11 protein-coding genes are annotated in these 12,019 nt (G+C 71.3%); 2 read left to right on the top strand and 9 right to left on the bottom strand.

The features are described from left to right. Positions 1 to 5: 5 nt before the first annotated feature. Genes QSK26_RS33680 through QSK26_RS33670 form a run of 3 tightly spaced genes read right to left on the bottom strand, consistent with a single transcriptional unit; the run spans position 6 to position 2,808 of the window. Complete coding sequence (locus QSK26_RS33680) at positions 6 to 833, bottom strand: ABC transporter permease (RefSeq protein WP_285779359.1); 828 nt, start codon at positions 831 to 833, stop codon at positions 6 to 8. Then, the gene (locus QSK26_RS33675) at positions 830 to 1,759 is read right to left on the bottom strand and encodes an ABC transporter permease (protein ID WP_285779358.1); all 930 of its coding nucleotides are present in this window, start codon (positions 1,757 to 1,759) and stop codon (positions 830 to 832) included. Before QSK26_RS33675 ends, QSK26_RS33680 begins: the two co-directional genes overlap by 4 nt. Continuing rightward, positions 1,753 to 2,808 (bottom strand): LacI family DNA-binding transcriptional regulator, encoded by a 1,056-nt coding sequence (locus QSK26_RS33670; RefSeq protein WP_285779357.1) that lies wholly within the window; start codon positions 2,806 to 2,808, stop codon positions 1,753 to 1,755. Before QSK26_RS33670 ends, QSK26_RS33675 begins: the two co-directional genes overlap by 7 nt. Positions 2,809 to 3,195: 387 nt before the next feature. On the opposite strand from QSK26_RS33670, the gene QSK26_RS33665 reads away from it, so the two are divergent. Then, a complete protein-coding gene (locus QSK26_RS33665) occupies positions 3,196 to 3,468 on the top strand; it encodes a hypothetical protein (protein ID WP_285779356.1) in 273 nt (90 codons plus the stop codon). Positions 3,469 to 3,767: 299 nt separating this feature from the next. Here QSK26_RS33665 and QSK26_RS33660 read toward each other — a convergent pair whose 3' ends face one another. Continuing rightward, positions 3,768 to 4,460: a hypothetical protein gene (locus tag QSK26_RS33660; protein WP_285779355.1), complete on the bottom strand. Its 693-nt coding sequence runs from the start codon at positions 4,458 to 4,460 to the stop codon at positions 3,768 to 3,770. A gap of 195 nt (positions 4,461 to 4,655) precedes the next feature. Continuing rightward, positions 4,656 to 4,877: a hypothetical protein gene (locus QSK26_RS33655; protein ID WP_285779354.1), complete on the bottom strand. Its 222-nt coding sequence runs from the start codon at positions 4,875 to 4,877 to the stop codon at positions 4,656 to 4,658. Between the two features lie 141 nt (positions 4,878 to 5,018). Here QSK26_RS33655 and QSK26_RS33650 point away from each other — a divergent pair, with 141 nt between their 5' ends. Next, positions 5,019 to 7,262, top strand: coding sequence for an MMPL family transporter (locus tag QSK26_RS33650; protein ID WP_285779353.1), 2,244 nt, complete (start codon positions 5,019 to 5,021; stop codon positions 7,260 to 7,262). Positions 7,263 to 7,354: 92 nt separating this feature from the next. On the opposite strand, the gene QSK26_RS33645 is transcribed toward QSK26_RS33650, so the two are convergent. From QSK26_RS33645 to QSK26_RS33630, 4 genes are read right to left on the bottom strand one after another with little or no spacing between them, the layout of a single operon-like run. After that, a complete protein-coding gene (locus tag QSK26_RS33645) occupies positions 7,355 to 8,878 on the bottom strand; it encodes a sugar ABC transporter ATP-binding protein (protein WP_285779352.1) in 1,524 nt (507 codons plus the stop codon). After that, positions 8,875 to 9,873 carry an ABC transporter permease gene (locus QSK26_RS33640; protein ID WP_285779351.1) on the bottom strand — a complete coding sequence of 333 codons (999 nt, stop codon included), beginning with the start codon at positions 9,871 to 9,873 and terminating at the stop codon, positions 8,875 to 8,877. The genes QSK26_RS33645 and QSK26_RS33640 overlap by 4 nt, the downstream gene beginning before the upstream one ends. Further along, the gene (locus QSK26_RS33635) at positions 9,870 to 10,937 is read right to left on the bottom strand and encodes an ABC transporter permease (RefSeq protein ID WP_285779350.1); all 1,068 of its coding nucleotides are present in this window, start codon (positions 10,935 to 10,937) and stop codon (positions 9,870 to 9,872) included. Before QSK26_RS33635 ends, QSK26_RS33640 begins: the two co-directional genes overlap by 4 nt. Continuing rightward, the gene (locus tag QSK26_RS33630) at positions 10,934 to 12,019 is read right to left on the bottom strand and encodes a mandelate racemase/muconate lactonizing enzyme family protein (protein ID WP_285779349.1); all 1,086 of its coding nucleotides are present in this window, start codon (positions 12,017 to 12,019) and stop codon (positions 10,934 to 10,936) included. Before QSK26_RS33630 ends, QSK26_RS33635 begins: the two co-directional genes overlap by 4 nt.

Here is a 12,019-nt window from a genome sequence, read left to right as displayed (position 1 = left end):
GCTCCTTAATGCGACTGCTTGGTGCGTCTGGTCAACTGGTCGCTGAACAGCCCGACGCTGATCACGAGGAGGGTCAGGGCGATGCCGGGCAGGGTGGAGATCCACCATGCGATCTGCAGGTAGTCCTTGCCGCCGGCGATGATCTGGCCCCAGGAGACGGTGGACGGCGGCAGGCCGATGCCGAGGAAGCTGAGCCCGGCCTCCGCCAGCACCACCAGGCCGAACTCCAGCGTGGCCAGTGCCACGACCGGGCCCGCGGTGAAGGGGAGGATGTGTCGCCTGAGCGTGGCGACGTGGCCCACGCCCATGACCCGGGCGGCGTCGACCCAGCCGCGTTCCCGCGTCGCCAGCGCCGATCCCCTGGCGACGCGGGCGAACGGGATCCACGCCGTCACCGACAGCGCGGCCACGACGACCACCGGGCTGCGCTCGAACACGCCCGCGATCACGATCGCGAGCAGGATCCCGGGGAAGGCGAGCAGCACGTCGAAGCAACGGGTCAGCACGGCGTCCACCCAGCCGCCGGCGTACCCGGCGATCACGCCGAGCGTGAGCCCGATCACGGCGGAGGCGAGCACGGTGGCCACCCCGATGAGCACGGACGTCCGGGCGCCGTACACGATCTGCGCCAGGACGTCCCTGCCCAGCGCGTCGGTCCCCAGCCAGGCGACCTCGCCCGCGCCGGTCGCCGATCCCGGGGGAAGCAGCCGCGAGACGACGTCGGTGGCCCGCGGGTTGTAGCCGATCAGCACCGGGCCGAGCACGGCCACCAGGCCGTACCCGCCGAGGACGAGGTACGGCAGCGCGGCGAGGATCCGCCGGGGCCGGTTCACGGGCGTCCCGCCAGGCGGATCCGCGGGTCCAGCGCGGAGTAGGCCAGGTCGGCGACCAGGTTGAGCACGACGATGACCCCGGCGATCAGCAGGGTCGCCGCCTGCACCACCGCGTAGTCGCGGTTGGCGACCGCGTTCACGACGAGGGAGCCGAGCCCCGGCCAGGCGAACACGTTCTCCACCACGACCGCCCCGCCGAGCAGCGCGCCGAACTGCAGCGCCACCACCGTCACGACGGGGATCAGGGAGTTCCGCAGCACGTGCCCGACCAGCACCTGCGGCTCGGTGAGCCCCTTGGACCGCGCGGTCTGCACGTACAGCTCCCGCATCGACTCGGCGACGCTGCTCCGGGTGAGCCGCGCCACGATGGCGACGAACGGCAGGGCCAGCGTGACGGCGGGCATCACCAGGTGGGCCGCGGTCCCCGACCCGGCGCTCGGCAGGGCCTGGAAGGTCAGCGCGAGGAGCAGGATCAGCATGATGCCGACCCAGAACGTGGGGAAGGACTGGAAGCCGAGCGTGATGGCCGACACCAGGCGGTCCGCGACCCGGTCGGCCCGGCCGCCCGCGATCGTGCCCAGCGTCAGCCCGGCGAGGACCGCGATGACGGTGGCGGCGACGGTCAACTCCAGCGTGGCGGGCAGGCGTCCCAGCACCACGGCCATGGCGGGCTGGTCCAGCCGGTAGGAGTTCCCGAAGTCACCGGTGAGCACCTGGCCGAGGTAGTGGAGGTACTGCGACCAGAGCGGCTCGTTCAGCCCGAGACTCTCCCGCAGGCCGGCGATCTCGGCGGGGCTCGCGTCCGAGCCGATCAGCAGCGTCGCCGGGTCGCCCGGCGCCCAGCGGACGATCAGGAAGATGAGGGTGACGGCGCCCCACATGACGAACGCCCCGACCGGCAGCCGCCTGGCGACGATCCTCACCATGGCCGGTCGCCCCCGGTCGCCCGCGGCGGGGCCACGGAGTCGCCCTCCACCGGCGGGCACGGCAGGAACAGCGTCCGCCGCGCCGGCCTGTCCTCAAGGAGGTCGATCAGCATCTCCACGGCGGCCCTGGCCATCTCGGTCCGCGGGATCGAGAACCCGGTCCAGTCCCTGGGCGAGGCCGACCACGACGGCGGATCTCCCAGGAGCACCACCGAGAGGTCCCCGGGGATGTCGATCCGCGCCCTCCCCGCCGCCTCCTGGAGGGCGACGGCGACCCGGTCGTCCTCGGTGGGCTCGACCACGATGGCGGTCACCCCACCGGCCAGCCATTCCGTGAGCCGGTCCGCGGTGATCTCTCCCGGCTCCACGACCCGCTCGTCATGGGCGAGCCCCGTCTCCGCCAGCCCCTGCCGGTAGCCCTCGGCGCGGTCCTGGCTGGGCTCGGAGTCCTCGGGCGCGGCCAGGTAGAGCAGGTCGCGATGGCCGAGTCCGGCCAGCTTGAGCACGACCTCCCTGGTGGCCGCGGCGTAGTCGGCCGCCACGAAGGACAGCTCCTCGACACCCCTGCGGCCGATGAACACGACCGGGAAGTCCTCGCCCACCAGGCGTTCCAGGTCGTCACGCCGGATGTGCCTGCCGAGGAGCACGCAGCCGTCGGCCACTCCCAGCCGGTTGACACCCCCGGCGTAGATGCTGCGGCCGTCGGAGCCGGCCGAGGTGAAGAGCACCAGGTCATACCCCCGCTCCGCGGCCTCCTCCTCCACGCCGAGCAGGAACGGGTAGTAGAAGTCGCGCTGGTCGAGGGGGAACACGGTCTCGAAGGTGTAGAGCCCGAGCAGGTGGTTCCGCCCGCCCTTGAGGCTGCGCGCCGCCGGGTTGGCGGTGTAGCCCAGCTCGCGGATCGCGTCCGTGACGCGTTGCCGGGTGGCGGCGGGGATCTGCGACCGCGCGGGGTCCTCGTTGAGCACGAGGGAGACGGTCGACTGGGAGACACCGGCGAGGCGGGCGATGTCGATCTGGGTGGGTTTGCGCCGCTTCTGCGCGTTCACGTGGCTTCCTAATACGTACCAGTAACGATAGGAGGACCGTATGTGTGAGCGTGTGCGGTGTCAATGCTCCGGGTTCGGCCCCCGGCGCCGGGTGGGTCGGCGGTGTCCGCGCCGGGGTTGCCGGGCGTGGCGCGAGGGGCTGCGGGACAGGCTGCCGCCTGGGGCTTGTCCCGCCGCCGCTACCGTGCGAGATCGAATCGCGACAAATATTATTCTGTTAGTAGCGCTTAATACGTTTTAAGAATTGCTACACCTTTTCTCGTCCCGTGGAATTTCCCGATGGTCGCTGTTGACGCGCATTAAGGAATGTCCATATCCTTTGCCGGGTAAGGCCGAATCGGGGAGCGCGTTCCACGTGCTTCCCTTATCAGGAGTCAAGGGGGCCCTTTGAATCCCAAGAAAATTGTTGTGACGCTGGCCGCGTCCGCGGCATTCTTCGGCGCGGCCATGGCGATGGCACCGGCCGCCGGCGCCGATGACATCGGCTGGGACGCCGCCCCTGCCGGTGACATCAGCTGGGATGTCGCGCCCGCCGGTGACATCGGTTGGGACGCCGCCCCTGCTGGTGACATCAGCTGGGATGTCGCGCCCGCCGGTGACATCGGTTGGGATGTCGCGCCCGCCGGCGACATCGCCTGGGACGTCGCCCCCACCGCGTGAGGTTGAGTTGAGTTGACGCCCTCCGTGGCGAGGTGTCAGCGCGGACCTCGCCACGGTACGGGCCCTTCGTCACAGCGGGGCGGTCCGACGCTCTCGTTGACCGGCGCACGCCTGCCGCGGGCGATCGCGTCGTCGAGGTTCTGGATAACCGGCGTCGGCCTGCCTCACACTCTCGGGCCGTGAGCGGAAAATCGACGTAGATGTCAATGCCGCGTGCGAAGAATATTGGACGCCGCTATGCCTAATGGCTGGCTGGAAACGCATTAGGCGCGGTAGTACAGACGGTTCTGAGCCCTGCCCTAGATTCCGAGGACTGTGCGGATGACGTCGCGATCCTTTTCCTTCTCCGCCTCGGAAAGCAGTCCGTAGGGGCGGCGCTGTTCCTCGCTGGCCCAGGAACCGTTGCGGGCGAGCCACCTGTCGTGCACTACCGAACTCGCCTCCTCCATGAACCGCTCGCTCCGGACGTTCACGCCGCTCGCACGTGCCTCGTCGACGAGCTGGATCCCGATGCGCGCGGACTCCCGGTTCTCGTGCTGCCAGTCGGCGGGCAGAGATTGGTAGCGGGTGTTGGCGATGTCTACCTGATCGGTGTTGTGCTTCTTGATCCAGGCTGAGTCCGTGGTGGTCTTCAACCTGGGTTCGTAGGTGTTGTCGGAAAGTCTGCGTGCCGCCCGCCATTTGTCGTGGAAGCGGCCGGCGACCCTGTCGACCCTGCGGTTGGTCAAGGTGGTGGACATGCCTCGCATCAGTGCGCCGATGCGGGCGATGACCTCACGCAACCTGGATGAGAATTCGGCGGCCAGCGTTCTCAGCCTGGGCAGGAGCTGAGGCGCCTGTACGGCGGCTGCGAGGGCAAGCAGTCCCAGTCCGGCCAGCACTCCGCCGACCCAGACCAGTGCGCCTCGGGCGGACCGCAGGGTGCCGGCGGTGGCCGACAGGCGGTGGGCGAGGTCTTCGGCGGTGGCGGCGGTTCCGCCGCGGCCGGTCACGTGGGCGTTCGCCGCGTCGGGCGGCCGGACCGCTGTTCACCGAGGCGAGCCGGAGGGTGTTCCTGCTCTCGGTGGCAAGTGCCCGGTGACGTGCGGCGGCCCCGTCCAGCTCGGTGATGTGCCGATCGATGGCCTCCAGGTCGGGCAGCGGCGGGACACCCAGCAACGCCAGCCCGCTCGCTACGGCCTGCTCGGTCACGCGTGCCCGCCGGCGGCGAATTCCTCGTACGGCAACGGCGCCTCGTCGGCGAAGCCGAGCCCATTGACATACGCCGTGTATTCGCCGGCCAATATGCTCATCGCCCTGCCGGAGGAGTCACGCCCGTCCGCGTCGATCGTGATTCCGGTCGTGCGCCCGGTCATCCCGCGATCCTCTTGAGAACGTCCCAGCTCGTTCAAGGGCACCTTCTTCAGCATGATCGCAGCGAGTATAGACGAGCGGTGAGTCACCGTCGATCGCGAGTGGTGGCGGTGCGGTCAGGTTGACGTTGTCAACCACGGCCTACTAGGTTGACGGCGTCAACCTGCCCGTGTCGTGCTGCCGGGGGAGCGTCATCCATGCTCAGCCTTTTCATCTACCGGCGGCGCCGTGCCGTGCTGCTGGTCGCGCTCGTCCTCGCCGCCGCGGCGGGCGTGTGGGGTACCGGGGTGTTCGCCGCGATGGGCAGCGGCGGCTACTCGGCGGCGGGGACCGAGGCCGTGCGGGCCACCGAACTGCTCACCCGCGAGTTCGGGCACGACGGCGTGGACGCGATCGCCGTCTACCGCCACGAGACCCTCACCGTGGACGACCCCGGCTTCGCCGGCAAGGTGACCGCGACCCTCGACGCACTGCCCGCCGACCGGGTCGGCGCGGTCACCAGCCGCTGGACGCCCGGCCTGACGCGGGACGTCCGCGACGCCCTCGTCTCCGCCGACCGCCACGCCACCTACGTGACGCTGACCATGGCGGGCGACACCGAGCAGGAACGGCTCGCCGCCTACGAAGCCGTGCTCGGCGACCTGCACATCCCCGGCCTGTCCACCGCCATGGGCGGCGGCCTGGCCAGCCTGAACCAGTTACAGACGCTCGCGGCCGAGGACCTGGTCAGCGCCGAACTGGTCGCGATGCCCGTCCTGCTGCTGCTCCTGGTGATCATCTTCAGGGGAGTGGTGGCCGGCGGGCTGCCGGTCCTGCTCGGCGGGCTGGCCGTCGTGGGGTCGATGGCGCTCATGCGGGCCCTGACCTACGTCACGGACATCTCCGTCTTCGCCTTCAACATCGCCACGATCCTCGGACTGGGACTGGCGATCGACTACGGGTTGTTCATGGTCTCCCGGTTCCGCGACGAGCTGGCCAGGCGGGGAGACGGCGCGGACGACCCGGACGGACGGGCGGCGGTGGCCCCGGCGCTGGCGGCGACGCTCGCCACGGCCGGCCGTACCGTCGCGTTCTCCGGGCTGACGGTGGTGATCGCGTTCTGCGGGCTGCTGCTCTTCCCGCAGCCCGCGTTCCGTTCGATCGGCGTCGGCGGCATCACTGTGGTGATCTTCGACATCGTGGCCGCCCTCGTCGTGCTCCCCGCGCTGCTGGCCGTGCTGGGGCGGCGGATCAACGCGCTCGCCCTGCCCCGGCCGCGACGTACGGCACGCCGCCAGGGCGAGGGCGAGGGCGGGGGCTGGGCCCGCCTGGCCACCGCGATCATGCGCAGGCCGGTGCGGTGGCTGGTGGCGGCGGGGGCGGTGCTTCTCGTCATGGGCGCGCCGCTGCTCTCGCTGCAACCGGGCCTGACCGATCACCGCTACCTGCCGCCCGACGCGGAGGGCCAGGTGTCCCTGGAGACGATCCGCGAGCGGTTCCCCGCGGGCGGTCCCGCCTCGCCGTCCATCGACGTCGCCGTCGTGGGGGACACCGCCCCCGGCGCGCTGGACGGTTACCTGCGACGCCTCGGCGGTCTCCCCGGCGCCGGCGAGGTGGAGCTCCGGCGGGTCCGGGACGGCCTCGCCCACGTCGCCGTCGGATACACCGGAGCGCCGGATGACGAGCGGAACAGCCGCCTGGTGCGGGACATCCGGGCCGAGGAGCCGCCCGCCGGGGCGCGGGAGGTGCTCGTCGGCGGGAACGGCAGCCCGGCCCTCAACCTGGACAACATCGAGTCCATGGCCGCCGCGGCGCCGGCCGCCCTGCTGTTCGTCGTGGTGGCGACGCTCGTCCTGCTGTTCCTCGCGTTCGGCTCGATCGTGCTGCCGGTCAAGGCGGTCCTGGCCGCGTTCGTCTCGCTGGGCGCGACGGTCGGCGCGGTCGTCTGGGCGTTCCAGGAAGGCGGTCTCGCGCCGGTCCTGGGCTTCGGCACGGTCGGCACCGTGGACGTCGGCACCCTGGCCATGGTCCTGGTCATCGTCTTCGGCCTGGCCAACGACTACGAACTGTTCCTGCTCAGCCGGGTGCGCGAGGAGTATCTGCGGACGGGCGACAACGGGCGTTCCGTCGCCGTCGGCCTCCAGCGCACCGGCCACATCATCACCAGCGCCGCCCTCCTGCTGATCATCGTGCTCGCCACGATGGGCTTCACGGCGCGTTCCCAGGTGCTGATGACCATCGGCGTCGGCCTGACGGTGGCCATCCTGGTGGACGCCACCCTCGTGCGGGCGGTCCTCGTCCCGGCGACCATGCGCCTGCTGGGCGGCGCCAACTGGTGGCTGCCCGGCCCGCTGCGCCGCCTGCACGACCGGATCGGGCTCTCCCACGAGCCCGCCCCGCCGCCGCTTCCACCGCGCCGCCCGGCCGCCGTGCCACACGGATCGCCCGGCGACCACCGGTGAAATCCCGGCTTCGCACGCGGCTCCGGCCGCCCCCTCGCGGCTGGGCGTTCACCCGGCACGTACGGCCGGCGCCGAGCGGCCCGCCCGACGGCTCACGCCGTCTCGTCACCCGCCGGCCGGGACCCCATGTGGATCAACCGGATGATCGCCTGGCTCATCCGGGCGTAGTCATGGTCGTTGACCAGTTCGCCGCGCAGGGTGAAGTCGTTCATCACCGCGATCCGGTCGGCGAGGGTGACGATCTCCGGCAGGTCGGACGAGATCAGCAGCAGCGCCAGCCCGGTACCCGCCAGCTCGGCGATCAGCTCGTGGAACGCCGCCTTGGTGCGCACGTCGATGCCGACCGTCGGTTCGTCCACGATCAGGATCTCGCAGTCGGCGGCGAGCCACTTCGCGAGGCTGACCTTCTGCTGGTTGCCGCCGGAGAGCAGGCCCGCGAGCTGGGACGGCGAGGAGATCCGGATGCCCAGGCGGTCGGTGTACCCGGCCACCAGGCGGCGTTCCGCCCGATCGGTCACCAGCCCGGCCCTGGCCATGCGCCGCCACACGGTGACGCCCACGTTGCGGGTGATCGGCTGGTCGAGGAAGAGGCCCTCCTCCTTGCGGTTCTCGGTCACGTAGCCGATGCGGTGGCGGCGCAGCGCGTCACCGACATCGCGGATGCGCACCGGGCGGCCCCGCACCTCCACCGTTCCCGCCGTGATCCGGTCGAGCCCGAGCAGCGCCTTGGCCAGCTCGCTGCGCCCGGCCCCGACCAGGCCGTACAGCCCGAGGATCTCCCCGGGGCGTACCGACAGGGAGATGTCGCGGTGGCCCCGTGCCGTGCTCACCCCGTCGAGCCGCAGGGCCGGTGCCGCCCGCAGGTCCACATGCCGGTCGGCGAGGCGGACCGAGGAGTACGCCCGCCCGACCATGAGATCGACGACCTGGTCCTGCGTGTAGCCGGCGAGCGGCCTGGCCTCGGCCACGCTGCGCCCGTCACGCAGCACGGTGACCGTGTCCGCGACCGCGAACACCTCCTCCAGCTTGTGGCTCACCAGCACGACGGCCTGGCCGTCGTCGCGCAGCCTGCGCACGATGCCGTAGAGCCGGTCGGCCTCGTCTCCGGTGAGCGACGCGGTCGGCTCGTCGAGCAGCAGCACCTTGCTGTCCACGCTCAGCGCCTTGGCGATCTCGACGAGCTGCGCCTGCGCCACGGACAGCCGGGAGACCGGGGTGTCCGGGTCGAGGTCCAGGTCGAGCAGGCCGAGGCAGCGGCGGGCCTCGGCGCGCATCCGCGCCCGGTCGACCAGCCCGAAGCGCCGCGGCAGGTGGTGCAGCACGATGTTCTCCGCGATGGAGAATCCGGGGATCAGGTTGCGTTCCTGGTGGACCACGCCGATGCCGGCGTGCTGGGCGTCGAGCGGCCCGTTCAGGTGCAGTTCGGCGCCGCCGAGCACGATCTTCCCGCCGTCCGGCCGGTGCACACCGGTGAGGATCTTGATGAGGGTGCTCTTGCCCGCGCCGTTCTCGCCCAGGAGGGCGTGCACGCTGCCCGCGGCGAGTCGCAGGGTGGCGCCGTCCAGCGCGCGAACCCCCGGGAACGTCTTCACCAGGTTCTCGGCGACGAGTGTCATGGCGACCCCTTCGACAGCTTCTGCCGTACGGTGCCGAGCAGCACCGCACCGAGGACGACCGCACCGACGATCAGGTCGATCCAGCGCGGATTGATGTCGAACTGCGCCTGCATGACGTCCACCAGCCGGACCAGGAACGCCGCGAGGCAGGTGCCGGCGACGCTGACCACGCCGCCGGTGAGCGCCACGCCGCCGATGATCGGCGCGGCGAAGCTCGGCAGCATCAGGTCGTCGCCGATGCTGGAGTTGACCGAGCCGGAGGCGGCGACCGTGATGACGGCGGCGACCCCGGCGAGCAGGCCGCTGAGCCCGTGCGCGATGACGATCGACCGGTCGTTGGAGACGCCGGACAGACGCGCGGCGAACGGGCTGCCCCCGGTCGCGAGCAACTGCCGCCCGGCGACCGTGCGGCCGAAGAACAGCGCCACCAGCGCGGCCACCGCCAGCGCGAAGACGAACACGACCGGCAGCCCGAGCACCGAGGCGGTGCCGAGGTCGCGCAACCCCTGCGAGTACCCCTGGAACGTGTCCGGGCCGTTCACCCCGTACCGCAGACCTTCGATGATGGTCATGGTGGCGAGGGTCACGACGAAGCCGTTGATCCGGGTGATCACGACGAGAAGCCCGTTGACGAGGCCGGCGGCGAGGCCGACCCCGAGCGCGGCCAGCACGGCCAGCGGGGCGGGCAGGCCGGCTTCGAGCATGAGCCACGCCGCGACCATGGCGCACAGGCCCGTGAGCGTGCCGACCGACAGGTTCATCTGGCCGATGGCCAGCACCACCATCTGGGCGAGCCCGATGACGATCGGGACGGCGAGGAAGCGGAAGAACGCGTCCAGCGTGCCGCGCGTGAGCAGGTTGCCATCCGTCGCGACGGCCAGCGCGACGAAACCGGCGACGGCGAGCACGGCGAGGGTGAACTCCGGCCGGACGGTGACGCGCCCGAACCTCCCGCCGGAGCCGGTACGGCCGGCCGTCGTGGTGCCGGTGCTCATACCCGTGCTCCCTTCCGGTCAGCGACGACGTGGCGGACCCGGTCGAGCGACAGCGCGGCCAGCAGCACCAGCCCGATGTACAGGTTGAGCTGGTCGAGCTGGAACTGCAGCAGGTTCAGCCCCTTGTAGATGACCTGGGTGAGTCCCGCGCCGAGCACCGTGCCGAGCACGCTGACGGCGCCGCCGGCCAGCAACGTGCCGCCGAGCACCGGGCCGAGGAACGACGGCAGCAGGAACGCGTCGCCGATGCTCGCCGAGAACGCGCCGTTGTTCGCGGCGAGCAGGAATCCGGCGAACCCGGCGAGCAGCCCGCTGAGCGCATGCGCCTGCACCACCCGGCTGCGGACCGGGATGCCGGACAGTTCGGCCGCCCTGCCGTTCGCGCCGGTCATCAGGATCTCCCGGCCCAGCCGGCTGAAGCGGAACAGCACTCCCACGGCCAGCACTGCGACCAGGGCGAGCGGCACGACGAGGGATATCTCGGGGCCGCACACGTCGCCCGTGCAGTAGTCGGCGAACGTGTCGTTGCGCAGCGCGTCCATGCCGGCGGGCAGACCGCCGAAGGCGACGCCGTCGGTGAACCTGGTGTACAGGATCGTGATGAGTCCCACCAGGGCGAAGTCCATCGCCAGCGTGACCACGAACGAGTTGACGCCGGTGCGCGAGATGACCAGTCCGGCGAGCGCGCCGAGCAGCGTGCCCACGAGCAGCCCGATCAGCAGGCCGGTCACCAGTGACACGCCGAGCCGGTCGTAGGCGAGCCCCATGGCGAACGCGCTCATCGCCGCCATCCGGCCGACGGCCATGTTCATGTGCCCCAGGGAGAGCACGGCGAGCTGGGCGAGGCCGACCACCGCGTACACGCTGACATCCGACTGCAGCGGCACGAGCGTGAGCGTGACGTCCATGAACGCCGGCCTCAGCGCGGTGAACAGCGCGATGAGCGCGACCAGCAGGATCAGCAGCCCGAGCCGCGGGTTCGCCCACAGCGGCATCCTCGACGGCCTGCGCGGCTCCGGCGGGCCCGCCGCGGGAGTCCTCGACGGCGTGGCGGTGGTGCTCACCGGACTCTCCGGTCGTCGATCGCGTCGCGGTCCCACTCGATGCCGAGCCCGGGGGACGACGGCGGCAGGGCGTGCCCGTCCACCACCTCGATCTCCCGCCGGGTGATCGCCCGGAGCTGCGGGATGTGCTCCAGGTAGCGGCTGTTCGGCACCGCGCAGCAGAGGCTGACGTGCAACTCCATGAGGAAGTGCGGGCAGACCGGTACGTTGTACGCCTCGGCCAGGTGCGCGACCTTGAGCCACGGCGTGATGCCGCCGATCCGCGCCACGTCCACCTGCACGATGCCGGCCGCCTGCCGGTGCAGGTATTCGCGGAACTGCGCCACGGAGTAGAGCGACTCGCCGACCGCGACGGGGATCGAGGCGGCCGAGGCCAGCGCCTGGTGCCCGGCGACGTCGTCTCCCGGCAGCGGCTCCTCCAGCCAGTAGGGGTCGGACGGTTCGAGGAGCCGGGCCCGCCTGACGGCCTCGGCGGCGGTGAGCGACTGGTTGGCGTCGAGCATCAGGTCGAAGTCCGGCCCGACGGCCGCGCGGACGGCGGCCAGCCGTTCCGCGTCCTCCACCGGAGAGCGGCCGATCTTGAGCTTGACCCCCGGCCAGCCCGCGGCCTGGCTGGCCTTCGCGCCGGTGATCAGTTCCTCGGTGGTGAGGTGCAGCCAGCCGCCCTCGGTGTCGTACAGCGGGATGCGGTCCTTCGCGCCCCCGGCGAGCAGCCACAGCGGCCGGCCCGCGTCGCGGCACCGCAGGTCCCACAGGGCCGTGTCCACCGCGGCGAGGGCGAGCGAGGTGATCGCACCGACCGTGGTCGCCCGGGTCGCGGCGAACAGGTCGTACCACACGGCCTCCACCCGGCGGGCGTCCGCGCCCACCAGCCTCGGCAGCAGGTAGTCGCGCAGCAGGGCGAGCACGGCCGAACCACCGGTGCCGATCGTGTACGAGTAGCCGGTGCCGGTACCGCCGTCGCCGGTCTGGATCTCGACGAAGACGGTCTCCTGCTTGACGAATGACTGGACGGCGTCCGTGCGTACGGTCTCGACCTCCAGGTCGACGAGATACGCCTCTGCGTGGGTGATCGCGGGCAA

The sequence above is a fragment of the Microtetraspora sp. NBRC 13810 genome, from assembly GCF_030268685.1.
Taxonomy (GTDB): Bacteria; Actinomycetota; Actinomycetes; order Streptosporangiales; family Streptosporangiaceae; genus BSRQ01.
This window is presented reverse-complemented; position numbering and strand designations above follow the sequence as displayed.